Annotated in this window: 15 protein-coding genes; 3 read left to right on the forward strand and 12 right to left on the reverse strand. The window is 67.3% G+C overall.

What is annotated here, in order from left to right:
* Positions 1 to 165 precede the first annotated feature (165 nt).
* On the forward strand, positions 166 to 2,970 hold the full coding sequence (locus J5J86_RS03690) for a [protein-PII] uridylyltransferase (RefSeq protein ID WP_209103550.1): 2,805 nt from the start codon (positions 166 to 168) through the stop codon (positions 2,968 to 2,970).
* Between the two features lie 15 nt (positions 2,971 to 2,985).
* On the opposite strand, the gene J5J86_RS03695 is transcribed toward J5J86_RS03690, so the two are convergent.
* The 7 genes from J5J86_RS03695 to J5J86_RS03725 form a co-directional block, all read right to left on the reverse strand.
* Complete coding sequence (locus J5J86_RS03695; RefSeq protein WP_247658004.1) at positions 2,986 to 4,095, reverse strand: TIGR03032 family protein; 1,110 nt, start codon at positions 4,093 to 4,095, stop codon at positions 2,986 to 2,988.
* A 127-nt stretch (positions 4,096 to 4,222) separates the two neighbouring features.
* A complete protein-coding gene (locus J5J86_RS03700) occupies positions 4,223 to 4,933 on the reverse strand; it encodes an amino acid ABC transporter ATP-binding protein (RefSeq protein ID WP_274706728.1) in 711 nt (236 codons plus the stop codon).
* Positions 4,934 to 5,024: 91 nt separating this feature from the next.
* Positions 5,025 to 5,924: an amino acid ABC transporter permease gene (locus tag J5J86_RS03705; RefSeq protein WP_209103552.1), complete on the reverse strand. Its 900-nt coding sequence runs from the start codon at positions 5,922 to 5,924 to the stop codon at positions 5,025 to 5,027.
* The gene (locus J5J86_RS03710) at positions 5,921 to 6,679 is read right to left on the reverse strand and encodes an amino acid ABC transporter permease (RefSeq protein WP_209103553.1); all 759 of its coding nucleotides are present in this window, start codon (positions 6,677 to 6,679) and stop codon (positions 5,921 to 5,923) included. Before J5J86_RS03710 ends, J5J86_RS03705 begins: the two co-directional genes overlap by 4 nt.
* Positions 6,680 to 6,829: 150 nt before the next feature.
* Positions 6,830 to 7,633: a transporter substrate-binding domain-containing protein gene (locus tag J5J86_RS03715; protein ID WP_209105222.1), complete on the reverse strand. Its 804-nt coding sequence runs from the start codon at positions 7,631 to 7,633 to the stop codon at positions 6,830 to 6,832.
* 306 nt (positions 7,634 to 7,939) lie between these two features.
* Positions 7,940 to 8,641 carry a hypothetical protein gene (locus tag J5J86_RS03720; RefSeq protein ID WP_209103554.1) on the reverse strand — a complete coding sequence of 234 codons (702 nt, stop codon included), beginning with the start codon at positions 8,639 to 8,641 and terminating at the stop codon, positions 7,940 to 7,942.
* Positions 8,642 to 8,772: 131 nt separating this feature from the next.
* Positions 8,773 to 9,207 carry a VOC family protein gene (locus tag J5J86_RS03725; RefSeq protein ID WP_209103555.1) on the reverse strand — a complete coding sequence of 145 codons (435 nt, stop codon included), beginning with the start codon at positions 9,205 to 9,207 and terminating at the stop codon, positions 8,773 to 8,775.
* Positions 9,208 to 9,548: 341 nt separating this feature from the next.
* Between J5J86_RS03725 and J5J86_RS03730 the strand changes: the two genes are divergently transcribed.
* Both J5J86_RS03730 and J5J86_RS03735 read left to right on the forward strand, forming a co-directional pair.
* On the forward strand, positions 9,549 to 11,048 hold the full coding sequence (locus J5J86_RS03730; RefSeq protein WP_209103556.1) for a phosphomannomutase/phosphoglucomutase: 1,500 nt from the start codon (positions 9,549 to 9,551) through the stop codon (positions 11,046 to 11,048).
* 395 nt (positions 11,049 to 11,443) lie between these two features.
* Positions 11,444 to 11,956: a prolyl-tRNA synthetase associated domain-containing protein gene (locus J5J86_RS03735; protein ID WP_209103557.1), complete on the forward strand. Its 513-nt coding sequence runs from the start codon at positions 11,444 to 11,446 to the stop codon at positions 11,954 to 11,956.
* A 500-nt stretch (positions 11,957 to 12,456) separates the two neighbouring features.
* Here J5J86_RS03735 and J5J86_RS03740 read toward each other — a convergent pair whose 3' ends face one another.
* The 5 genes from J5J86_RS03740 to secA form a co-directional block, all read right to left on the reverse strand.
* Complete coding sequence (locus J5J86_RS03740; protein ID WP_209103558.1) at positions 12,457 to 15,612, reverse strand: efflux RND transporter permease subunit; 3,156 nt, start codon at positions 15,610 to 15,612, stop codon at positions 12,457 to 12,459.
* Positions 15,613 to 15,629: 17 nt separating this feature from the next.
* Positions 15,630 to 16,796, reverse strand: coding sequence for an efflux RND transporter periplasmic adaptor subunit (locus tag J5J86_RS03745; RefSeq protein ID WP_209103559.1), 1,167 nt, complete (start codon positions 16,794 to 16,796; stop codon positions 15,630 to 15,632).
* Between the two features lie 108 nt (positions 16,797 to 16,904).
* Positions 16,905 to 17,513, reverse strand: a complete 609-nt coding sequence (locus J5J86_RS03750; RefSeq protein WP_209103560.1) for a TetR/AcrR family transcriptional regulator — start codon at positions 17,511 to 17,513, stop codon at positions 16,905 to 16,907.
* A gap of 206 nt (positions 17,514 to 17,719) precedes the next feature.
* Positions 17,720 to 21,589, reverse strand: a complete 3,870-nt coding sequence (gene putA, locus J5J86_RS03755) for a trifunctional transcriptional regulator/proline dehydrogenase/L-glutamate gamma-semialdehyde dehydrogenase (RefSeq protein WP_209103561.1) — start codon at positions 21,587 to 21,589, stop codon at positions 17,720 to 17,722.
* 194 nt (positions 21,590 to 21,783) lie between these two features.
* Positions 21,784 to 24,564, reverse strand: a complete 2,781-nt coding sequence (gene secA, locus J5J86_RS03760; RefSeq protein ID WP_209103562.1) for a preprotein translocase subunit SecA — start codon at positions 24,562 to 24,564, stop codon at positions 21,784 to 21,786.
* Positions 24,565 to 24,928 lie beyond the last annotated feature (364 nt).

A 24,928-nucleotide genomic window follows, 5' to 3' on the forward strand; every position in this document is an offset into this window, starting at 1 on the left:
GGGCGGTTAACGGCGCGCCCGCGACCTTCCCCAGCGGCCCAGCCGGATGCACCCGCTCCTTCCCAAAGGTCATGCCGCGCCGCGCCGTGACGGCGGGCCTTGTTTGCGTTAAAGCAAATTTCTTCCCCCGCTTGGGGCCAACGCCAGCTAGGTCGTCGGGATCGCATGAGTACGCAGCGGACGAACCGGTCTTCCCGCACCATCGCCGAGCCGTTCCTCGGCACCCGGATGAAGGCGGACGTCCTCGCCATCGCCCGCGACCACAAGGGGCCGGAGCCCGACCTGCGCCGGGCCGTGGTGGCGCGCATGAAGCAGGCCATGGCCGAGGGACGCGCCGAGGCCGAGCGCCTGCTCATGGAGGACGGCCACGGGCGCACCTGTTCCCAGCGCCTCTCCGCGCTCCAGGATGCGGTGATCGCGGCCGCCTTCGAGGTGGCCACCACCGTGCTCTATCCGGTGGACAATCCCTCCCGCTCCGAGCGCATGGCGGTGGTGGCGGTGGGCGGCTATGGCCGGGGCATGATGGCGCCGGGCTCCGACACCGACATCCTCTTCGTGCTGCCCTACAAGCAGACCGCCTGGGGCGAGAGCGTCGCCGAGGCGGTGCTCTATATGCTCTGGGACCTGGGCCTGAAGGTGGGCCACGCCACCCGCTCGGTGGATGAGTGCCTGCGCCAGGCGCGGGCCGACATCACCATCCGCACCTCCATCCTGGAAGCCCGCTTCCTGGTGGGCGAGAAGGTGCTGTTCGAGGACCTGGAAAAGCGCTTCGACGCCGAGGTGGTGGAAGGCACCGCCGCCGAGTTCGTCGCCGCCAAGATGGCCGAGCGGGAGGAGCGCCTGCGCAAGGCTGGCTCGTCCCGCTATGTGGTGGAGCCCAACGTCAAGGACGGCAAGGGCGGCCTGCGCGACCTGCACACCCTCTTCTGGATCGCCAAATACGTCTATCGCGTGCGCTCCGCCAACGAGCTGGTGGCCAAGGGCGTGTTCACCCGCGACGAGGTGCGCCTGTTCACCCGCTGCGAGGATTTCTTGTGGTCGGTGCGCTGCCACCTGCATTTCCTCACCGGCCGGGCGGAGGAGCGCCTGTCCTTTGACGTGCAGCGGGAGATGGCCGAGCGCCTCGGCTATACTGAGCATCCCGGCCAGCGGGATGTCGAGCGCTTCATGAAGCACTATTTCCTGGTGGCCAAGGAAGTGGGCGACCTCACCGCCATCCTCTCGGCGGCGCTGGAGGCGCGGCACGACAAGCCGGTGCCGGGCCTCAAGGGCATGGTGGGGCGCCTGCGCATGGGCACCAAGCGCACGCGCCTGAAGGAAAGCCCGGATTTCGTGATCGACAATGAGCGCCTGAACGTGGCCGACGAGGCCGCCTTCGAGCGCGCGCCGATCAATCTGATCCGCATGTTCCACATCGCCGACAAGCGCGACCTCGCCTTCCATCCCGACGCGCTGCGCCTGGCCGCCCGCTCGCTCTCCCTCATCGACGCCAAGCTGCGCGAGGACGTGGAGGCCAACCGCCTGTTCCTGGAGGTGCTGTGCTCGCGCAACGCCCCCGAGACGGTGCTGCGGCGCATGAACGAAGTGGGCGTGCTCGGCCGCTTCCTGCCGGAATTCGGCAAGGTCGTGGCCATGATGCAGTTCAATATGTACCACCACTATACGGTGGATGAGCATCTGCTGCGCTGCATCGGCATCCTCTCGGAGATCGAGCGCAAGACGAACCCTGAGAATGCGCTGGCCAATGAATTGATGGGCACCATCAAGCCGCGCCATTTGCTCTATGTGGCGCTCTTGCTGCACGACATCGCCAAAGGCCGGCCCGAGGACCATTCCATCGCCGGCGCTCGCGTCGCCCGCCGCATCTGCCCCCGCCTCGGCCTGAATGCGGTGGAGACGGAGACAGTGGCCTGGCTGGTGGAGCAGCACCTGGTCATGTCCACGGTCGCCCAGTCGCGCGACCTCTCGGACCGCCGCACCATCGAGAATTTCGCCGCCGTGGTGCAAAACCTCGACCGGATGAAGATGCTGCTGATCCTCACCACCGCCGACATCCGCGCGGTGGGTCCGGGGGTGTGGAACGGCTGGAAGGCCCAGCTTCTCAAGACCCTTTATTATGAAACCGAGCCGGTTCTCACCGGCGGCTTCTCGGAAGTGGATCGCGGCAAGCGGGTGCAGATCGCCCAGAACCAGCTGCGCCATGCGCTGACGGACTGGTCGGACGAGGCCTTCGCGGCCTATGCGGCGCGCCATTATCCGCCCTATTGGCTGCGCATGGACCTGGACACCAAGGTCCGCCACGCCCGGTTCATCGCGGCCACCGAGGCCGCCGGCAAGGCGCTCTCCACCCGCGCCGACATGGAGCAGGCGCGCGGCATCACCGAATTCACGGTGCTCGCCCCCGACCATCCCAAGCTGCTGGCGGTGATCGCCGGGGCCTGCGCGGCGGCGGGCGCCAATATCGTGGACGCGCAGATCTCCACCACCACGGACGGCCTCGCGCTCGACACCATTTCGGTGCGCCGCGCCTTCGATCGGGACGAAGATGAGGAGCGCCGCGCGGGCCGCATCTGCGAGGCCATCGAGCAGGCGCTCACCGGCTCCGTGCGCTTGCCGGAAGTCATGGCCCGCAAGCTGCCCAAGGCGCGGCGCACCTTCACGGTGGAGCCGGAGGTGACGGTCAATAACAGCTGGTCGAACCGCCACACGGTGGTTGAGGTCTCCGGCCTCGACCGGCCCGGCCTCCTGTTCGAGCTGACCACCACGCTCTCGCGCCTCAACCTCAACATCGCCTCGGCGCACGTGGCCACCTTCGGCGAGCGGGCGGTGGACGTGTTCTACGTCACCGACCTGATGGGCGCGAAAATCACCTCCGCCGCCCGCCAGTCGGCCATCCGGCGGGCGCTCATCAGCGTTTTCGAGGGCACGTTCGACGAGGAAGAGCCCCCGCGCCGCGCGGCGCGGGGCTGATCTCTTCGCCCCCTCTCACGGCGGTCCAGGCTCGTCCAGGGAACGGGACGGGGCCTCCACCGTGATGAGATTGGACAGGTCCGGCCCCTGGAGCGGGGCGGCCATGGGGCAGGCGACACCGGGAATGACGGTGACGTCGAACAGTTCGCGGATATGGCCCTCCAGCCGGATCCACTGCACGATGTCGCCGGTGGCCAGATTGATGATCTGCACCCCGCACCAGGGCTGGCCGCCCCGCCGGGCGATCTCCTCGTCGATGGGCAGGCCCTTGAAGTTCAGATAGCGCGGCAGCGACAGCGTGACGATGGCGTGGCCATCATGGAAGGCGAGGCCGCGCAGGAAGCCGGGGCAGAAAGCCACGTCCAGCCGTGCCCCCGTCGCCGGGTCGATGCGCACCAGATAGCCGCGCCCGGAATCCAGCACCCACAGGAAGCCGCCATAAAGGCGCGGTGAATGGGGCATGGAGAGCCCCTCCGCCACCACCGCGTCATCCTCCACCCGGATGACGACGCCGCCGCCCGCCTTGTGCTCGCGCCAGCCATCCACCACGTCCGTCCGGCTGACCGCCGTCACATAGCGCACCTGCCCGCCCTCCATGCACATGCCGTTGAGATGGCAGCGGTCTTCCGCCGCGAGGCGAGAGATGAATTTGGGCTTCCAGACCGGCTGGAAGGAATGGGTGAGGCTGAAGGTGGCGAGGCACGAGAACTTGGTGTTGACGAAGATCACCCGTCCGCGCCTGTCCACGCCCAGTTCGTGGGCGTCCACGTCGCCGGTGATGCGGGCCGTGCGCGGCACATAGAGATGGTCGAAATGCTGGTTCGCCCGCTCATGGTCCGCCAGCACATTCTCCAGCCGCCAGACCTGGAGCAGCGAGGCGAGGAACAGCCGGCCGGGCTCGGCCCACAGGCCCATGGCGCGCACGAAATCGCGCTGATGGAAGGAGACGGTACCATCGGGAAAGCGGCCAATGAGGAAGAGCTGCCCGCTCTGATAGGAGGAGAAGGCCAGGCTCACATTGTGCTGGGCCAGCCACTCGCCAAAGCCGCGCGAGCAAGTCAGCTCGGTGGTGAGATTGGCCGGGGCGCCCTCCCCCGCCGGCGGGGCGGGAGGGGCATCGATCACGTCTTGGTCCTGCATCGCAAACGCACCGCCATACGGGCCGTCCCGGCCGTGGAGCGATAGTCTTGGCCGACGGAACGCCCGGCGTCGAGCCTGAACTCAACGGTGCCGGCGGCGGGGCCGCCGGGCCTCAGAGGATCTGGCCGAGGAAGGCCTGGGTGCGGGGGTCCTTGGGGGCGGCGAAGAATTCCTCCGGCGGGCCGTGCTCCACGATGACGCCCGCATCGGTGAAATAGATGTGGTCCGCCACCTCGCGGGCAAAGCCCATTTCGTGGGTGACGAGAATGCAGGTCATGCCCTCTTCCGCCAGCTCGCGGATGGTGACCAGCACCTCCTTCACCGTCTCCGGATCGAGGGCGGCGGTGACCTCGTCGAACAGCATCACGTCGGGCCGCATGGCCAGCGAGCGGGCGATGGCCACGCGCTGCTGCTGGCCGCCGGACAACTGGCCGGGATAGGCATCCTCCTTGCCGGCAAGCCGCACCTTGGCGAGGAGCGCGCGGGCGCGGGCTTCCACCTCCTTCTTGTCCTGCTTCAGCACGTGGATGGGCGCCATCATCACGTTCTGCAGGGCGGTGCGGTGGGGGAAGAGGTTGTATTGCTGGAACACCATCCCGACCTTGCGGCGCAGCGCCAGTTTGTCGAGATCGGGGTCGTTCACCTCCTGCCCCTCCACCCGGATGGTGCCGGAATCGATGGGCACCAGCGCATTGATGCAGCGGATGAGCGTCGACTTGCCCGAGCCGGAGGGGCCGATGATGCAGACCACCTCGCCCTTGCGCACGTCGAACGACACGCCGCGCAGCACCGGCAAGGTGCCGAAGGACTTGTAGACATCCATCACCCGCACCAAGGGCTGGTCGGGGGTCCAGCCGAAATCCTCGGCCGGGTTGGAAGAGTGGGGAGCCGTCAACAGGGCCTCCGCGCGCCGGTCACTGGTGGAGTTGGAAGCGCCGCTCCAGATAGAGGGTGAAGCGCTCGATGGGATAGCAGTAGAGGAAGAAGCACAGCATGGCGAAGCCATAGAGCGGCGCCAGCAGGTCCGGCCGGCCGCCCTCGGCGGCGTGCACCTGCGCCGTCAGGGTAAGCATTTCCGTCACCCCCACGATGGAGGCCTGCACGGTGGCCATGGTGACCAGGGAATAAAGGTTCATCCAGGGCGGCAGCATGCGCTTGATGCACTGGGGCAGGATGATCCGCCACATGGTCTGGCGACGGGAGAAGGCCAGCGATTCCGCCGCCTCCCATTGGCCCGACGGCAGCGAGGCCACCGCGCCGCGCACGATCTCCGACACGTTCGCCATCACCGGCAGGGCAAAGCCGATCACCGCCTTCACCCAGTCGGGGAAGGGAATGGTGGTGCCGAAGATCCGGAACTGGAACGGGATCATGAACATGGCGAAGAACAGGAGCACCAGCCAGGGCGCATTGCGGAAGAACTGGGTGGCGCCCCAGGCCGCCTTGCGCAGGAGCGCGTTCTCGCCGAGCTGGGCCAGGCCAAGGGCGAGGCCCGCCACCGTGCCGAGCGACATGGAGAGCACGGAAATGAGAATGTTGAAGGCAAAGCCCGACAGAAGAAGGGGCGACCATTTCCAGATCACCGCAATGGCCGAGAGCCGGTCCGCCCCCGACTGGGCATGGGCGACGCCACCGATGAACAAGGCAAGGCCGGCAATCCCCACCCACGAGATGAGCCCGAGGCGGGGCCAGCGCAGCGGCGCCGTGGGACGCAGGCGATAGGGCAGGAGAACGGGCAGCACGCTGTCCGGGCCGGCGGCGGTGGCGGCGGGCGGGGCGACGACGAGGGGAGCGGAAAGGGAGGACTTGCTCATTTCGCACCCGCCTGGCCGAAGCCGGGAATGGCCAGCATCTTCTCCCACCGGTGCATGATGAAGACCAGCATCCCCACCAGCGCCGTGTAGACGATGAGCAGCACGATCATCATCACCGGCACATTCTGGCTGTCGGTCCAGATCTGTTTGGAGACATAGAGCGTCTCGGGCACCGCGATGGCATAGGCCAGCGTCGTGGTCTTCAGCAGATTGACCAGATTGTTGTTGAGCGCCGGCAGGCAGATGCGCAAGGCGAGCGGCAAGAGCACGTGGCGGTAGACGCCAAGGCGGGTATAGCCGAGCGCCTCCGCCGCTTCCGTGGTGGTGCGCGGCACCGCCTCAAGGCCGGACCGGAAGATCTCCACGTTGAAGGCGCCCGCGAACAAGGACAGGGAGACGATGGCCCATTGCACGTTGGACAGCAGGGGCACGCGCATGCCGTCCGCGCCCTCGATGCGGGGCAGGATCTGGCCGAGGCCGAAATAGAAGAAGAAGATCTGCACCAGCGGCGGTGTGTTGCGGAAGATGATGACGAAGCCGTTCACCAGCGCCCGCACGATGCGCAGCGGGCTGCCCTGCGCCCAGGCACCCACCGCCCCGATGACGAGGCTGATGAAGATGCACACCACCGACAGGTACACCGTCATGCCGAGGCCCGACAGGAAGCGCTGCCGGTCATAGGCGTCATAGACGATGGTCAGGTTGATGCCCGTGGTTTCGTAGAGTTCACGAAACCATTCCGAGACCATTTCCATGGATGAGCCGCCGCAGGAAGCCGGGGGCTATGCCCCCGTAATACGCCGATATGTGCAGCACGCCGGGCGCGCGGGGCGCGGCCGGCGGCCAAAGGAGAAGACGGCCGGGCAACGCCTCAAGGACGAAACCCGGCCGGATGGGGCCGCGGCTCAGCTGCCCTTGTACTTCTCATGCATGCGCTTGGAATAGTCGGTGGGCTCGATGCCCCACTTCTTCTCTTCGCTGACGATGAAGCCGGTCTTCATCCAGTCGATGGTGGTGTCGGTCATGAACTTGGCGAACTTGTCCTCGCCGGGGGCCACCGCCAGGATCCAGGGGGCCTCCATCACGCCCGGGAGCGGCATGGCATAGTCGGTGTTCCACTCGGCATCCAGCAGCTTGCCCTGGACGAAGGTCTGGTCATACAGGTAGCCGATGCACTCGCCGCCCTTGAGGGCGAACAGGGGCTTTTCCGAGCCGTCGAAAGCTTTGACCTCGGCGCCGTATTTGGCGGAGACTTCCTTGTTGTACCAGGCGCCCGACGTGCCGCAGAGCACCTTGCCCTTCAGGTCTTCCCAGCTGCCGAGCTTGGCCTTCTTGGACAGGAGGATGTTGACGCTGTCGGAATAATATTGCGGGTCGATCGCCAGCACCGCTTTGCGGCGCTCGGGCTTGTCCGACATGGTGGCGATCATCAGGTCGATCTTGCCCTGCTGCAGGAACTCGATCCGGTTGGCGGAGATGACCGGCACCAGTTCCAGCTTCACGCCCAGGCGCTTGGCCACGTCTGCCGCAAGATCAGGCTCGATGCCCACAATCGCGCCAGAGGGATCGCGGAAGCCGAAGGGCTTGTAGTCGGCCTTCACGCCCACCACCAGCACGCCCTTTTCCTTGATCTTGTCGAGCACGTCGGCGGAAGCGGGCAGGCTTCCCACGGCCAGGGCGAGGCCCGCTGCGATCAAAAGCTTCTTCATCATCTGGCTTCCCTCTGCGCCGCCTGAGCGGCGGCCTTGACGTGTGGAGCGATGTCCCGGCCTGCGCCTGCAAGACCGGGACCAGATTACGTCGACGCCGCGCCGTCCGTTGAGAGAAGGCCCGGCGGCCTGTCCATACGGAATGCGCTGGACAGGCGGGACCCTCAGCTTAGAGGCAGTTGGGGAAGTCTGCACGGGGTATTACGGAGGGGTGTGGACGACGCGCGCCGCTCCGGCGGCGCGCCGCGTCGGCCTCTCGCCGGATGCCCCCAAAGGAGCCGTGCGGGCGGCGAGGGCGCGCAGGGGCTAGGCTCCGACCTTCTTCAGCTTGAGGCCCAGATAGAGGCCTTTGGCAGCCACCGAGCTGTCGCCGGTGCTCTGGACATTGGCGCCCACGCTGAGGCCGAGGGACCGAATGACAGCATTCTTCACCTCGGCGGACGCGCCCTGCTTGAACGTGACCTGATACGTGACCGTCGCCCGCACAGCCTGCAGCGTCTGATACGCAATGCCTTGATTGCGGTATTTGTTCAGGAGGCCTTTGCACTTCGGCCCCAGCGTGTCGACGATGGCCTCAAGGTCGGCCAGCGCCAGTTGCTCGACGGTGACGTCGGACAAGGAGAGCGTCACCGTCTCCACATAGTCCGCCTTTGCGCCGAGGCCGATGGCCTTGAGCACCGTGGCATCCACATTGAAGGCGCCGTTGAGGCTCAGCGCGGTCTGCGCCGAGGCCGCCGGATCAACCAGAGGCGGTGGTGCTGCCGTGTATAAGGGACTGCAGATATAGGCCAGTTGCAAGGGCGGCGAGACCCCGCCCGCCCCTGCGCTAGACGTGACAAGCAGGCCAGGACCATAGGCCGTTGAGGGCAGCAGAAGCTCGTCATAACCCATATTCTGGATCGTCGGCCCCAGATCCCGATAAGCCGGCGTCGGCGGCGCCAGCGCGGTTGAGGTCTGGCAGCCGGCCACCATCAGGCAGGCGAGGCCTGCCGCGAATGCACGCTTCATGTGATCCCCCATCCCAGTAGGGGTCACTGAACCAAGAATAACCTTTGGTTGCAATACAAAATTAAACTCAACCTAAACGATACATCACTCCCCCGGCCGAGCGGGTTGCGGCGCCCGGCCGGGGGATGGGGTCAGCCATAGACGAGAACCATCCATGAGACCCCAAACTTGTCCCGCACCATGCCGAAAGCAGGCGAGAAAAAGGTGGCCATGACCGGCTGGATCACGGCCCCGTCTTCGCCCAGCGCCGCGAACACACGGTTGCAGGTGGCCGCGTCCGAGACCGTGATGGAAAGGGAGAAGCCCTCGAATTTCGGTGCCTCGCCGCAATTTCCGTCGGAGGCCATGATGACCGTGTCGCCCACCCGGAAGGAGGCGTGCATGATCTTGTCGGCATTCTGCGCCCCAGGGCCGGGACCGCAGCCTTCGGAAGGGGCGCCATCGGGCGCGGGGGGCGCCTCGCCGAAGCGCATCATCATCTCCACCTCGGCGCCCAGCGCCGCCTTGTAGAAGTCGAGCGCCTCAGCGCAGCGGCCGTCGAAGAACAGATAAGGCTGTACGATCATGATGCCTCCCCTCCCTTGGCCGGTCACGGCCGGCCCTGCGGTCGATCCGCCCATCCCCGGCGGGAGGCACGGGCCGCATGCCCATCCTCCCATGGAAGACGACGGCAGATCGGGCATCCCGACACCCCCTCTGCGGATTTTTTTCAGGGTGGCAGCCTGTTGCGCCGCAACACTTTTCCCGCATGAGCGAACACGTCATGGAACCTTCGCAGTTCCGTCGCATTGAAGGCTCGGTCCGCGAGCATCCAAAAGATCACCCGAAGGTGGCAAGTTTTTCTCCTTGCTTTCGTCTGTCGGGCAAGGCTTGTCGTGTCGTCCCCTTGTTGCCGGAGAGGCCGTGCATGTTTCCGACCCCGAAGCCCGCTCTGACGCCCAACACCTATGCTTACGAATCCGAGCCCATGGTGAAGCCGACCGGCTTTCGGGAATACGATGCGCGGTGGCTGTTCCAGAAGGAAATCAACCTGATGGGCATCCAGGCGCTCGGCATGGGCCTGGGCACCTTGATGCATGAGATGGGTGTTAAGCCCGAGATCGTCACCGGTCACGACTTCCGCAGCTATTCCTCCTCCATCAAGCTGGCGCTGGTGTCCGGCCTGATGGCGGCGGGCATCAAGGTGCACGACATCGGGCTGGCCATGTCCCCCATGGCCTATTTCGCCCAGTTCGCGCTGGACGTGCCGGCGGTGGCCATGGTGACCGCCTCCCATAACGACAATGGCTGGACCGGCGTGAAGATGGGCGTCAATCGCCCCTTGACCTTCGGCCCCGACGAGATGACCCGCCTGAAGGAGATCGTGCTCGGCGCCAAGTTCGACCTGCGCGGCGGCGGCTCCTATGTGTTCGTGGAAGGCTTCCCGGAGGTCTATATCAAGGACCTCACCGACCGGCCCAAGCTGAAGCACCCTATCAAGGTCATCTGCGCCTGCGGCAACGGCACCGCCGGCGCCTTCGCCCCGCGCATCCTGGAAGCGCTGGGCGCGGAAGTGATCCCGCTCGATTGCGAGCTCGACCATTCCTTCCCCAAATACAACCCGAACCCCGAGGACATGGAGATGCTCCATGCCATGCGGGACGCGGTGCTGGAGCACAAGGCCGACCTGGCGCTGGGCTTCGATGGCGACGGCGACCGCTGCGGCGTGGTGGATGACGAGGGCGAGGAAATCTTCGCCGACAAGATGGGCGTGATGCTCGCCCGCGACCTTGCCAAGCTGCATCCCGGCGCCACCTTCGTGGTGGACGTGAAGTCCACCGGCCTGTTCGCCACCGATCCCGAGCTGATCAAGCTGGGCGTGAAGGCGGACTATTGGAAGACCGGCCATTCCTACATGAAGCGCCGGGTGAACGAGACCGGGGCCCTGGTGGGCTTCGAGAAGTCCGGCCACTATTTCTTCAATGCCCCCGTGGGCCGGGGCTATGACGATGGCCTCGTCTCGGCCATCGCCGTCCTCGACATGATGGACCGCAACCCCGGCAAGAAGCTCTCCGAGCTGCGCCTGGCGCTGCCCAAGACCTGGTCCTCGCCCACCATGTCCCCCCACTGCGCGGACGAGGCCAAGTATGGCATCGTCGCCAAGGTGGTCAGCCATTTCGAGGATCTCCAGGCCAAGGGCGCGCTCGTCACCGGCCAGAAGATCCGCGACCTTGTGACGGTGAACGGCGTGCGCGTCACCACCGAGGACGGCTCCTGGGGCCTGGTGCGCGCCTCCTCCAACAAGCCGGAACTGGTGGTGGTGGTGGAAAGCCCCGTCTCCGAGGCGCGCATGCGCGAGATGTTCGAGGCGGTGGATTCCGTGCTGCGCACCCACCCGGAAGTGGGCGAGTACAACCAAAAGATCTAAGGCCACCTCAGATTTATCGAAAGTGGGATGGCAAGCCGGCTTGCGTCCGGCCGCCGTTCGACGCACTCTGTTGCACTGCACCCAATGCGGCGCAACGGCCCTGCTCCGGCAGGGTCAGGGAGGACCAGTCCGGCCGGCTCCGCCGGGCTGGCACAGGCTCATCGGCCGGCGCATGCCGGCTGGTGCAAGCTTTAGGGAGTAGATGCGCGGGGAGTTCGGGCTTCGGCCAGGACAGAGCGAGACCTGTCCGAAGTCGGCGGCAGCCGGGATCGTGAAGGTTCCGGCGCGGCGCAAGGGCGAGAGCACGGGGAGATGCGGACCGCATCTGTCCAGCGTCCGTCGCCCGCGGCGCGCGTGCCGTCCAGCTCCGCTCGCGACCGGATCAGAGTTGAACCATGCCTCTCACGCCCGACGGCCTTTTGAACTTTCTCGACGCCCACGGTATCGCGGCCACCACCCACTCCCACCCGCCGGTGCACACCGTGGCGGAGTCGCAGGCGCTGAGGGGCGAGATTCCTGGCCTCCACACCAAAAATCTGTTCCTGCGAGACTCCAAGAAGAACTACTTCCTGGTGGCGATCGAGGAAGGGACGCCCGTGGACCTCAAAGGTCTGCGATCGAAGATCGGTGCGAAGGGCGGCCTGTCCTTCGGCTCGGCGGAAGCGCTCTATGAGAAACTGGGCGTGCTGCCCGGCGCGGTGACGCTGCTGGCCGCTGCCAACGATCCCCAACGCGAAGTCACCGTCGCCATCGACGAGGTGCTGCTGGCGGCGCCTTATGTGAATTGCCACCCCCTCACCAACGAGAAGACCACCACGCTGGCGCCCAGCGAGTTGCTGCGCTTCCTGGCCGTCACCGGCCACGAGCCGCTGCGCATCTCGCTGGTGGAAGAGGCGGTGGCGGTCTGAGGGGCTGAGGGCGCGCGGCTGCGCCGGACGGAGCGCATTTCCAAGCGCAGCAGGACCGCTTCGCGTGAGGAAAAAGCGTTAAAACAAGCAGATAGGGCGCTGCCGCTTTTCCATGGAACGCTGAAGCGCTCGCGCGTGCCGGCGCCCGGCCCGTCCGGCGTCTCACGCCCTGGACCGATTGGGCTCCCTTCGAGGGGGCCCCCGCATCCGGTCTTTGGGGGCGACGACCGGATGCGGGGTTCCCCGCACGGACGCGCGGCTTGGGTGGGGCCTTGGGTCGCGCGGCCGGGGGATGGCAGGGGGCAAAGAGCGCCCACTGCCGATGAGCCTTACCAGCCCACCAGTGGACACTGTTTCCTTCCCAAAGGGAAGCCCCCGCATCCGGTGGAAGGGGGCGGTGACCGGATGCGGGGTTCTCCGCCAGCGCCCGGCCCGGTTGCGGTCTGGCCGGGCGCTGGAGAAGAGGGAAGAGGGCGCGCAGCGCCCCGTGAAACGCCGCCTCACTGCGCTGCCGGCACCGCCGGCGGCTGCGCCGCCGCAGCGGCAGGAACGGCAGGCGCAGGCGCGCCCAGCTTCACCCGGAACCAGGCGGCATACATGGCCGGCACCGACACCAGGGTGAGCACGGTCGCCACCAGGAGGCCGCCCATGATGGTGATGGCCATGGGCCCCCAGAACACAGAATGGGTCAGCGGGATCATGCCCAGAACCGCCGCCAGCGCGGTCAGCACCACTGGTCGGGCCCGCCGCAAGGTGGCGTCCACGATGGCCTCCGCCGGGGCATGGCCGGCGGCGATGTCCGTGTCGATCTGATCCACCAGGATCACAGTGTTGCGCATGATCATGCCGGCGAGCGCGATCAGCCCCAGCAGCGCCACGAAGCCGAAGGGCTGGTGGCTGACCAGGAGCGCGGCGGTGGCGCCGATGAGCCCGAGCGGCGCGGTCACCAGCACCAAAGCGAGGCGCGAGAAGCTCTGGAGCTGGACCATCAGGATGGACAGCATGGTGATGATCATGAGCGGGAACACGGCGGCCAGCGCCTTGTTGGCCTTGGCGCTCTCCTCCACCGAGCCGCCCACCTCCACCCGGTAGCCGGTCGGCAGGCCGGCTTTCAGCGCCGACAGGTTGGGCAGGATGCGGGCGGTGACGTCGGGAGCCTGCACGCCGTCCTTGATGTCCGCCCGCACGGTCAGCACCAGGTCGCGGTCGCGCCGCCACAGGATCGGCTCCTCGGTGGCATAGAGGATGCGCGCCACTTGCCCCAGCGGCACGGCCACGCCGTTGCGGGTGCCGACCGTGAGGGTGGCGAGCTTTTCCAGGTCGATGCGCTCTTCCGGCACGGCGCGCGCCACCACGTCGATGAGCAGATTGCCCTCGCGGTGCTGGGTCACGGTATAGCCGGAGAGCAAGGTCTGGAGCGTCTGCGCCATGTCGGTGGAGGTCAACCCGATGGCGCGGGCGCGGTCCTGGTCCACTTCCAGGGTGATGGACTTCACCCGCTCGCCCCAATTGAGGTGCGGATCGATCACCGCCGGGTCGCGCGCCACCACGGTGCGCACATCCTCGGCGATCTGGCGCACCAGGATGGGATCGGGGCCGACCACACGGAACTGCACGGGGAAGCCCACCGGCGGGCCGAACACGAAGCGGTCGACGCGGGCCCGCGCCTCGCTCAGCGCGCCCTCGGCGATGTCGGCATCGAGCTTGTCCTTCAGACGATCGCGGGCCTCGGTGTCCTTGGTGACGATGACGATCTCGGCGAAGTTGGGATTGGGCAGCACCGGATTGAGGCCCAGCCAGAAGCGCGGCGTGCCTTGCCCCACATAGGTGGTGGCGGTGACCACGTCCGGATCGCCGGCGAACAGGGCCTCCGCCTTGCGGGCGGTGGCCTCGGTCACCGAGATGGAGGTGCCTTCGGGCAGGCGCATCTGCAGAAACAGCTCGGAGCGCGTGGAGGTGGGGAAGAATTGCTGCTGCACCGCCCCGAAGCCCACCACCGAGAGGGCGAACAGGCCGAAGGTGACGCCGATCACCAGGAAGCGGCGGCGCAGGCAGAAGCCGAGCACCCCGCGCAGCAGCCGGTAGAGCCGACCGTCATGCAGATCATGACCGCCATGGCCGCCGGCACCGGCCTTCTTCTTGAAGTCGGGCAGCAGCATGTAACCCAGATAGGGCGTGAAGATCACCGCCACGAACCAGGAGGCGATCAGCGCAATGCCCACCACCCAGAAGATGCCGCCGGCATATTCGCCCGACGACGACTTGGCGAAGCCCACCGGCAGGAAGCCGGCCGCCGTCACCAGCGTGCCGGTGAGCATGGGAAAGGCGGTGGAGCTCCAGGCGAAGGTGGCCGCGCTCGCCCGATCGAAGCCTTCCTCCATCTTCACCACCATCATCTCGATGGCGATGATGGCGTCGTCCACCAGCAGACCGAGCGCGATGATGAGGGCGCCCAGCGTGATGCGGTGGAGGTCCATGTCCATGGACAGCATGACCACGAACACGATGGCGAGCACGAGGGGCACGGAGAGCGCCACCACGATGCCGGTGCGCCAGCCCAGCGACAGGAAGGACACCACCAGCACTATCACCAGCGCCTCGGCAAACGTGCGCAGGAACTCACCGACGGAGAGCGAGACGATGTGCGGCTGGTCGGCCACCTGCGTCACGTCGATGCCCACGGGCAGGTCGGCGATGGCCTTGTCCATGGCCGCCTTCACATCCTCGCCCCAGGTGATGATGTTCTCGCCCGCCTCCATGGTGACGCCGATGCCCACCGCATCCCGGCCGTTCTGGCGAATGAGGAAGGAGGCGGGGTCCTCATATCCGCGCCGCACCGTGGCGATGTCGCCCAGGCGGAACACCGCATTGCCCGCCGCCACCGGAACGGCGGCGATGGCCTCGGGCCCGGAAAAGGCGCCGGACAGGCGCAGATTGATGCGGTCCGCCTTGGTGTCCACGGCGCCGCCCGAGACCACCGCATTCTGCCGTGCCACGGCGTCGAACACCTGCTGCGGGGTGATGCCGAGGGTGGCCAGGCGCGCGTGGCTGAACTCGATATAGATGCGCTCGGGCCGCTCGCCGATAATGTCCACCTTCTGCACGCCGGGCACCCGGCGCAGCTTCTGGCGGATGATCTCCGCCTGCCGCTTCAGCTCGGCGGGGGCGACCTGGTCGCCGGAGAGCATGTAGAGATTGGAATAGACGTCGCCATATTCGTCGTCGAAGAAGGGACCGACCACGCCGGACGGCAACTCGTCCTTCATGTCGTCCACCTTCTTGCGCACCTGGTACCACAGGGGCTTCACGTCCGAGGCGGGGGTGGAATCTTTCAAGGTCACCTGGATGAAGCTGACGCCCGGGCGGGAATAGGTCTCCACCCGCTCCAGATGGGCGAGGCTCTGGAGCTTCTTCTCGATGGGGTCGGCCACCAGTTCCTGCATCTGGGTGGAGGTCGCGCCCGGCCAGACCGCGCTCACCACCATGACCTTGATGGTGAAGGAGGGATCCTCCGCCCGGCCCAGGTTGAAGTAGGCAAAGACCCCCGCCGCCGCCACCAGGAGAATGGCGAACAAGGTCAAAGCGCGGTGGGTGATGGCAAGGCGCGAGAGGTTGAAGCCGCCGGTGGGCGCGCCGTGGGATGCGTCGTCTGACATGGATCCGTCCCCGCCGCTCACTTGGAGGATGCGGCAGGCGTGGCGCGGGCCACGTCCACCTTGGCGGGCACCGTGCGCACAACACGGCCAGGGTCCAGCGTCTGGACGCCCATGGTCACCACCTGCTCGCCGCCATTCAGCCCCTCCGACACCAGGGCAGAATCCGACGTGTAGCCGGCGACCGTCACGGGCCGCGCCTCCAGGGTATGAGTGGTGGGATCGACCACGAAGACGCGCGGCCCCGCGCCCTTGTCGAACACCGAGGAGAGCGGCAGGCGCGCCACCTTGGGCACATGGGTGGGATGCAGGATGACGAAGGTGGTCATGCCCAGCGCCACTGTGTCGTCGGCATTCTCGATGCTGAAGCGGGCGGCATAGGTGCGGCTGGTGGCATCCGCCTGGGGGGACAGCTCGCGCAGGCGGGCCTTGAACACCCGGTCGGGCTCGGCCCAGAGGGTGACCGTGGCAGTATCGGTACGGGCGGAAGCCAGCGCCGTCTCCGGCAGGGCGACGGCCGCCTCCTTCTCGTCCAAGCGGGCGATGCGCGCCACCGTCTGGCCGGCGGTGACCACTTGGCCGGGCTCGGCGGACGTGGTCATGACCACGCCGTCCGCATCGGCCTTCAGGTCGGTATAAGCAAGCTGGTTGCGGGCAAGGTCGAGGGAGCGGCGGGCGCGCTCCAGCCGGCCGGCGGCCTCCTCCTTGGCCACCGACTTGCGGTCCAGGTCCGCATTGGAGGCAAAGCCCCGCGCGGTGAGGGTGCGATAACGCCCGTCCTCGGCCGCCGTCTGGGCGAGATTGGCGGTGGCGGCGGCGAACTCGGCCTCCGCGCTTTCCAGTTGCAGGCGCAGGTCCTGCGGGTCGAGGGTGGCGATCACCTGGCCCGCCTGCACCCGTTGACCCACATCCACGAACCGCTGCACCACCTTGCCGCCCACGCGGAAGGACTGGTCGATCTCGCGGCGGGCCCGCACCACGCCCACGAAGCTCTTGTCGGCTTCGAGAGGGGTCAGCGCCACCGTGATCACCTGCACCGGCCGGGCGGGCGGACCGGCCTCCTCGGCGGGGGCCGGATCCCCGCAGCCGGCCAGCAGCAGGCCGAACCCAATCACGGGCAAGAGGCGCAGCAAGAACGCGCGCCCGGAGGCGGGCTGGACCGGATCAGGGGACGTGAAAGCGGGCATGGCGCGAAGTCCGGTTCAACGAGGTGAAGGGTTACGTATCATCACTGACGAAAGTTCATTTTCGTCAGAAAAAAGGTACAAAAATCCCTGCGCGGGCGGGCGCCGGGGTCAGACCGGGGTCGGCGCGAGGGCGCCGAGGAGGAAGCGCATGGTGGCCCGAAGCTGGGCCTCCAGGTCCTCGTCGATGCACTGGACCACCAGCACCGGGTGGCAGAACCGCACCATGCAGCCCATGATGATCTCGGAGACATCGGCGCTGTCACAGGCGCGAAAGACCCCATCCGCCGTGCCCTGCGCGAGCACCTGGGCGATCATAGCCTTGATGTTTTCCTTGTGGGCCTCGATCGAGCTCCAATTGTTCTCCATGGCGACCAGGACCATGTCATGCACCCGCCGCTCCACCAGGAAATTGTCCCGGTGGTAGCGCAAGATGGCGATGAACATGTCTTCCAGCCGCTGGCCCGGGGGCAGGTCGGCCCGCGCGATCTCCCGCGTCTCCTGCTCGATCTCGCCGAGGCAGCGGTTGCAGATGGTTTCGACGATGGCGGTCTTGGAAGGGAAGAAGCGATAGACATTGGCCGGCGACATGCCGAGCTCGGCGGCGATGTCTGCCACCGCCGTCTTGGCAAATCCCATGCGGCGAAACAATTCCTCCGCCACCCGCGCGATGCGCTCGCGGGTTTCGTCCGCCGTCTCCTTGGGCCGTGTCACTGCCATGGGGTCTTCCAATCTGAATTCTGATGAATATCGAAATTCATCAGAAATACGCAAGGGGAATTTTCGCGGCGTCCCGCTGCCGCCTCTCCCAGCGGCCCGAACGGCCGCCCCATCCCTTGGGAGTCACACAGGAAAATCCTCGGCAACAAAAAAGCCCTCCCCCGGGGCCGGGAGAGGGCTTCAAGCCTCCCAAGGCGGCGCGCGCCTCAGCCGATGGTCATCAGCGAGGCATTGCCGCCGGCGGCGGCCGTGTTGGTGCTGATGGAGCGCTCCTCCAGCAGCCATTCCAGCGGATAGTCGGCCCCCTCCCCCAGTTCCGAGGCGGAGAGCCCGTGCACCGCCACCAGCGGCCCGTCCCTTTCCGCCAATTGCCGGTCGAGGGCGAGCAAGGTGTCGGCATCGCCCTCGAACAGCACCGCATCAAGTCGCCCCTCCGGCAGGCCGCGCACCCGCGTGAGGCGGGTGGCGACGGCGGCCGGCAGGCCTTCCAGCAAACCGTCGAGGGAGGTCGGGGCATCCAGCAGGACCCGATTGCCCGCCGCCAGCGCCGCCCCCACCTGGAGCACCAGGCCGAGCGAGGTGGCGGGATGGCACAGCACCGTGCCGCGGGCCTTCAGCGCATAGAGGTTGGATTCGCCCACCGGCCCCGCCAGCTCCTGCACCCGGCCGGGCAAGGCCCGCTCCGCCAGCCGCGCGCAGCGGGCGACCACCGCCTCGGGCACGCCCTTGGCAGAGAGGTGCGCGCCCCAGGCCAACGCGGCGGCGTCCGGCGCCGGTGCGGTGCCTTCGGACGGCGCATAAGGCGGGCGCACCGCCAGCAGCCGGTTCACATAAAGCGGCCCGCCTGCCTTGGGGCCGGTGCCGGACAGGCCGTGCCCGCCAAAAGGCTGCACGCCCACCACGGCGCCGATGAGGTTGCGGTTCACATAGAGATTGCCGGCGCTGGCGCGGGCGGTGACCTCGGCGATGGTCTCGTCGATGCGGGTGTGAAGGCCGAAGGTGAGCCCATAGCCGGTGGCCGCGATGGCCTGAAGCAGCCCGTCCCGGTCCTCGCGGGCATAGCGCACCACATGCAGCACCGGGCCGAACACCTCGCGGGTGAGCGCGCCGATGGCATCGATCTCGATGAGGGTCGGGGCGACGAAGGTGCCGTGGCGGCATTCCTCCGGCAGGGGCGCCTCCTCGATGGCAAAGCCCTTTTCCCGCATGGCAGCCACATGGGCGAGGATGCCCTCCCGCGCCCCGGCGGTGATGACCGGCCCCACATCTGTGGCGAGCCGCGCGGGATTGCCGATGCGCAATTCCTTGAGCGCGCCGCGCAGCATAGCCAGCGTGCGGTCGGCGATCTCCTCCTGGAGGCACAGGATGCGCAGGGCCGAGCAGCGCTGGCCGGCGGAATCGAAGGCGGAGGCGATCACATCCGCCACCACCTGTTCCGCCAGAGCGGAGGAATCCACCACCAGGGCATTCTGCCCGCCGGTCTCGGCAATGAGGGGGATCGGCCGGCCATCGGGAGCCAGGCGCTGCGCGAGCGTCGCGCGGATGAGGCGGGCGACTTCTGTCGAGCCGGTGAACATGACGCCCCGCACGCCGGGATCGGCCACCAGGGCCGCCCCCACCGTGCCATCGCCCGGCAGGAGGATGAGCGCGCCGGGGGGAACGCCGGCCTCCCGCAGCATGCCCACCATGGCGGCGGCAATGAGGGGGGTCTCTTCCGCCGGCTTGGCGATCACCGTATTGCCGGCGGCGAGCGCCGCGGCCACCTGGCCGGTGAAGATGGCGAGCGGGAAGTTCCAGGGGCTGATGCACACCACCGGACCCAGCGGGCGATGGGTGTCATTGTCGAAGCCCTCCGCCTGCGCCGCATAATAGCGCAGGAAATCCACCGCCTCGCGCACCTCGCCCACCGCATTGGGCAGGGACTTGCCGGCCTCGCGCACGATCAGTCCGAGCAGGCTCGGCATGCGCTCTTCCAGCAAATCCGCCGCCCGGCGCAGGCAGCGCGCCCGCTCGTGCGGCGGGGTGGCGGGCCACACGGCGCCAAGGCGGGCGCTCTCCTCCACCGCGCGGGCGGCGAGCGCGGGGTCCGCCTCCACCACGCGACCCACTTCGTCCCGCAGATCGGCGGGATTGCGCACGGGGCGCCCCTCCCCTTCCACCGCGCCATCTGCCAGCAGCGGCTCGGCCAGATGCGCCTCATGGGCACTGGCGAGGAGCGCGCTGCCGAGCGCCGCCAATTGCTGCTCGTTGGAGAGGTCGAGGCCGGCGGAATTGACGCGCCCATCCGGGAACAGCCGGCGCGGCAAGGCGATGCGCGGATGGGGCGCGCCCTGGGGGCGGATGGCGGCAGCTTCCGCCACCGGATCGGCGATGAGCGCCTCGATGGGGATGTTCGCGTCCGCGATGCGGTGCACGAAGGAGGTGTTGGCCCCATTCTCCAGCAGCCGCCGGACCAGATAGGCGAGCAGGGTCTCGTGGGTGCCCACGGGGGCATAGATGCGGCAGGGCCGGTTCAGCTTGTCCGCGCCCACCACCTCTTCATAAAGCGGCTCGCCCATGCCGTGCAGGCACTGGAACTCATACTGGCCGGGATAATAATTGCCGCCGCCCATGGCCAGGATGGCGGAGAGCGTCTGGGCATTGTGGGTGGCAAATTGCGGGAAGACCGCGTCGGGCGCGCCCAAGAGCTTGCGGGCGCAGGCGAGATAGGAGACGTCGGTATAGACCTTGCGGGTATAGACCGGGAAGCCTTCCAGGCCATCCACCTGGGCGCGCTTGATCTCGGCATCCCAATAGGCGCCCTTCACCAGGCGCACCATCATGCGCCGGCCGCTGCGGCGGGCGAGATCAATGACGAAGTCGAGCACGAAGGGCGCCCGCTTCTGATAGGCCTGCACCACGAAGCCGATGCCGTTCCAGCCGGCAAGCTCCGGGTCGAAGGCGAGCTGCTCCAGGATGTCGAGGGAGAGGTCCAGCCGGTCCGCCTCCTCCGCATCGATGTTCAGCCCGATGTCATAGGACCGCGCCAGATGCACGAGCGCGCGCACGCGGGGCAGCAATTCGGCCAGCACCCGCTCGCGCTGGGCGCGGGAATAGCGCGGATGGAGGGCGGACAGCTTGATGGAGATGCCAGGCCCCTCATAGATGCCGCGCTTGCCGGAGGCCTTGCCGATGGCGTGCACCGCCTGCTCGTAGCTGGCGAAATAGCGGTCCGCATCGGCGGCCGTCATGGCCGCCTCGCCCAGCATGTCATAGGAATAGCGGAAGCCCTTCGCCTCCATCTTGCGGGCATTGGCAAGCGCTTCGGTGATGGTCTGGCCGGAGACGAACTGCTCGCCCATCATGCGCATGGCCAGATCCACGCCGGCCCGGATGAGCGGCTCGCCGCCCTTGCCCACAAGGCGCGTGAGCGCCGAGGACAGGCCGCTCTCGCTCGCGGTGGCGGTGAGCTTGCCGGTGACGAGCAGCCCCCAAGTGGCCGCGTTCACGAACAAGGAACGGCTGTGGCCGAGATGGGAGAGCCAGTCGCCCCGGCCGATCTTGTCGCGGATCAGGGCATCGCGGGTGGGGCGGTCGGGGATGCGCAGCAATGCCTCGGCCAGGCACATGAGGGCGACGCCCTCCTGGCTTGAGAGGTCATATTCCCGGATCAGCGCCTCCACCGCGCCCCGCCCCGCCTTTTCGCGCAGGGCAGTGACCAGGGTGCGGGCGGTGGCGGCCACCTCGTCGGCCAGCGCATCGGGCAGGCTCGCCTCGGCGACAAGGCGCGGGACGCATTCGTCTTCCGGCAGGCGATAGGCGGCGGTAATGCGGCTGCGCAGATGGCCCTCCGCCTTCACGGAGCGGGCGAAGTCGAGGAAGGGGTTCTCCCCGCCCGTACCCGCCAGGGCTTCGGCCAAAGTCGCGTCCGCGCCGGAAAGATCGGTGGCGCCGCCTTCCGCCTCCAGGCGGTCCAGCAAGGTGACGAGGGCCTGCTTCAGCATCCAATGGGGCGTGCGCCCATGGCGCTCGGCGGCCAGGCGCAGCCGCTCCCTGAGGGTGTCGTCAACCTTGATGCCGAGGGTGGTGGTGACCATGGCGGAGCTCCGGGTTCCTGCCCGGCAGAGAACAAGGTGCAACCCAACCTGTCAATCGGGTTAACCCGCCCGACCTGAAAGTTTTACCCGCCGTGCGCGCAGGGCCTCACCTGCCCGGCACAAACAAAAAGGGCGCCCCCAGCGGGAGCGCCCTTCTTCACTTCAACTCAAGCGCCCGCAGGCGCCGCCCGCCTTCAGGCGAAGCGGCCGTGGCAGTGCTTGTACTTCTTCCCAGAGCCGCAGGGGCAGTTCTCGTTGCGGCCCACCTTGCCCCAGCTGGAGGGGTCGTTGGGGTCGCGATCGGCCACCGCCACGTCGCCGGCCAGCGCCGGGACCGGGCGGGACCCGAGCGCGGCGGCGGCAACCGCCATCTCGTCCTCGCCCGTGACCGGGTCCATGTGGTGCGCCTCCATGGGAGGCAGTTCCTCCTGGGGCGGCGGGGAGGTGACGATCTCCACCCGCATGAGCTGCGAGGTGACGATCTCCCGGAGCCGGCCCAGCATGGCCGAGAACAGGTTGAAGGCTTCCGACTTGTATTCGTTCAGCGGATCGCGCTGGGCATAGCCGCGCAGGCCCACCACCTGGCGCAGATGGTCGAGCATGGCGATGTGCTCGCGCCACAGATGGTCCAGCGTCTGGAGAAGGATGGACTTCTCCACATAGCGCATGAGGTCAGGGCCATATTTGGCGGCCTTGCCGGCCATCCATTCGTCAGCACGGCGGGTGATGCGTTCCACCACCTCGGTGGCGCCGATGCCCTCTTCCTTGGCCCAGTCCTCGATGGGCAGGTCGAGCGTCAGCACGTCGCGCACGGCGAAGTCGAGGCCCTTCACGTCCCATTGCTCGGGATAGGAATTGGCGGGGATGTACTTGGCGACGAGGTCGGCGATGACGGTGTGGCGCATCTCCTCCACGGTCTCGGCGACATTGTCGTCGGTCATGAGGTCGAGGCGCTGCTCGAACACCACCTTGCGCTGGTCGTTGAGCACGTCGTCATATTTCAGGAGGTTCTTGCGGATGTCGTAGTTCCGCGCCTCCACCTTCTGCTGCGCCTTTTCCAGCGCCTTGTTGATCCAGGGATGGATGATGGCCTCGCCCTCCTTCAGGCCGAGGCGCTGGAGCATGCCGTCGAGCCGGTCGGACCCGAAGATGCGCATCAGGTCGTCGTCGAGGGAGAGGAAGAACTTGGAATGGCCGGGGTCGCCCTGGCGCCCCGAGCGGCCGCGCAGCTGGTTGTCGATGCGCCGGCTCTCGTGGCGCTCGGTGCCCAGCACCATCAGGCCGCCGGCCTCCAGCGCCTTCTTCTTCAGCGCCTGGACCTCGTCGCGAATGGCCTGCTCGCGGGCCGCGCGCTCGGGCGCGTCCGGCGGCACGTCGGTCAGCTCGTGGGAGATGCGCATGTCCGCATTGCCGCCGAGCTGGATGTCGGTGCCGCGGCCAGCCATGTTGGTGGCAATGGTAATGGCGCCGGGCACGCCGGCCTGGGCGACGATATAGGCTTCCTGCTCGTGATAGCGGGCATTCAGCACCGCGAACACCTTGCCGGGCGTATGGCCACTGAAGGCGTCGGGATCGGAAAAGTCCTTCTGGATGAAGCCGGCCTTCACCAGGAGCGAAGCCAAAAGCTCCGACTTCTCGATGGAGGTGGTGCCCACCAGCACCGGCTGGCCCTTCTCATGGGCCTCGCCGATCACCTTGATGATGGCGTCATACTTCTCGGCGGCGGTGCGGTAGACCTCGTCATCGTCGTCGATGCGGGAGACCGGCACGTTGGTGGGGATCTCCACCACGTCGAGACGATAGATGTCCGCGAACTCGGCCGCCTCCGTGGAGGCGGTGCCGGTCATGCCCGCGAGCTTCTCATAGAGGCGGAAATAGTTCTGGAAGGTGATGGAGGCCAGCGTCTGGTTCTCCGGCTGCACCTGAACGCGCTCCTTGGCCTCAAGCGCCTGGTGCAGGCCTTCCGAATAGCGCCGGCCGGGCATCATGCGGCCGGTGAACTCGTCGATGATGACCACTTCGTTGTTGCGGACGATATAATCCTTGTCGCGCTGGAACAGCGTGTGGGCGCGCAGCGCCTGGTTCACATGGTGCACCACCGAGACATTCTCGATGTCATAGAGCGAGGCGGATTTCAGCAGCCCGGCCTCGGAGAGCATCTGCTCCATCTTCTCCATGCCGGCCTCGGTCATGGCGACGGACCGCTGCTTCTCATCCACCTCGTAGTCTTCCTTGGTGAGGCGGGGGATGTACTTGTCGATGGTGTTGTAGAAGTCGGAGCGGTCGTCCAGCGGCCCGGAAATGATGAGGGGCGTGCGCGCCTCGTCCACCAGGATGGAGTCCACCTCGTCGACGATGGCGAAGAAGTGTGGCCGCTGCACCATCTGCGAGCGGTCATACTTCATATTGTCGCGCAGATAGTCGAAGCCCAGCTCGTTGTTGGTGGCATAGGTGACGTCGCTGTGATAGGCGGCGCGGCGCTGCTCGTCGTCGAGGCCGTGGACGATGATGCCGGTGGTCAGGCCGAGAAAGCGGTAGATGCGGGCCATCCATTCCGCGTCGCGGCGGGCCAGATAGTCGTTCACCGTCACCACATGCACGCCCTTGCCGGCGAGCGCGTTCAGATAGACCGGGGCGGTGGCGACCAGCGTCTTGCCTTCGCCGGTCTTCATCTCGGCGATGCCGCCCTCGTGGAGCACCATGCCGCCGAGCATCTGGACGTCGAAGGGGCGCATGCCCAGCACGCGCTTGGCCGCCTCGCGGGCGGTGGCGAAGGCCGGCACCAGCAGGTCGTCGAGGGTCTTGCCAGCGGCCAGCTGGGCGCGGAACTCGGCCGTGCGCCCGCGCAACTCGTCGTCGCTCAGCGCCGCCATCTGCGGCTCCAGGGCATTGATGGCCTGGAGTTTGGGGCGCAAGCCCTTGACCCTGCGGTCGTTCGCGGAGCCGAAAATCTTGCGGGCAAGTCCACCGAACATCGTTAAATCTCTATCCGTTCCGTCTCGGAGCGCGGAGGGGGCAGACGGGCGGCCCGGCCCTCCGGAAATCTGGTCCCAAGTCGCGTGCCACGTCGCGTGCCACGTCGCGTCCCTCGTCGCGCCCGGAGCTTGGACACCACAAAAGCGGCATCCATGAGCCCCAAACACTGCCGCGCCCGACTTCCCGAACGGAAGGGGCGCACGCGGGCGGACGGCATGGTGCAAGGGTCGCCACCATACCGCGGGGACACTTATGAACGGGGGGGAGGCTTGTCAATGAGAGGTGGCCCACGCCGCCCCGGCTTTGCCGCAAGCGTCAAACCGGCGGAGCCGCCCACCGCCCTCCGGCAAAGGGCAGAAACAC

This window comes from Aquabacter sp. L1I39, assembly GCF_017742835.1.
Lineage (GTDB): Bacteria > Pseudomonadota > Alphaproteobacteria > Rhizobiales > Xanthobacteraceae > L1I39.

Coding starts and splice junctions, on each gene's coding strand:
- J5J86_RS03690 (WP_209103550.1), top strand. CDS start 166: ATGAGTACGCAGCGGACGAACCGGTCTTCCCGCACCATCGCCGAGCCG.
- J5J86_RS03700 (WP_274706728.1), bottom strand. CDS start 4,933: ATGGATGTCTACAAGTCCTTCGGCACCTTGCCGGTGCTGCGCGGCGTG.
- J5J86_RS03705 (WP_209103552.1), bottom strand. CDS start 5,924: ATGAGCAAGTCCTCCCTTTCCGCTCCCCTCGTCGTCGCCCCGCCCGCC.
- J5J86_RS03710 (WP_209103553.1), bottom strand. CDS start 6,679: ATGGAAATGGTCTCGGAATGGTTTCGTGAACTCTACGAAACCACGGGC.
- J5J86_RS03715 (WP_209105222.1), bottom strand. CDS start 7,633: ATGAAGAAGCTTTTGATCGCAGCGGGCCTCGCCCTGGCCGTGGGAAGC.
- J5J86_RS03720 (WP_209103554.1), bottom strand. CDS start 8,641: ATGAAGCGTGCATTCGCGGCAGGCCTCGCCTGCCTGATGGTGGCCGGC.
- J5J86_RS03725 (WP_209103555.1), bottom strand. CDS start 9,207: ATGATCGTACAGCCTTATCTGTTCTTCGACGGCCGCTGCGCTGAGGCG.
- J5J86_RS03730 (WP_209103556.1), top strand. CDS start 9,549: ATGTTTCCGACCCCGAAGCCCGCTCTGACGCCCAACACCTATGCTTAC.
- J5J86_RS03735 (WP_209103557.1), top strand. CDS start 11,444: ATGCCTCTCACGCCCGACGGCCTTTTGAACTTTCTCGACGCCCACGGT.
- J5J86_RS03740 (WP_209103558.1), bottom strand. CDS start 15,612: ATGTCAGACGACGCATCCCACGGCGCGCCCACCGGCGGCTTCAACCTC.
- J5J86_RS03745 (WP_209103559.1), bottom strand. CDS start 16,796: ATGCCCGCTTTCACGTCCCCTGATCCGGTCCAGCCCGCCTCCGGGCGC.
- J5J86_RS03750 (WP_209103560.1), bottom strand. CDS start 17,513: ATGGCAGTGACACGGCCCAAGGAGACGGCGGACGAAACCCGCGAGCGC.
- putA (WP_209103561.1), bottom strand. CDS start 21,589: ATGGTCACCACCACCCTCGGCATCAAGGTTGACGACACCCTCAGGGAG.
- secA (WP_209103562.1), bottom strand. CDS start 24,564: ATGTTCGGTGGACTTGCCCGCAAGATTTTCGGCTCCGCGAACGACCGC.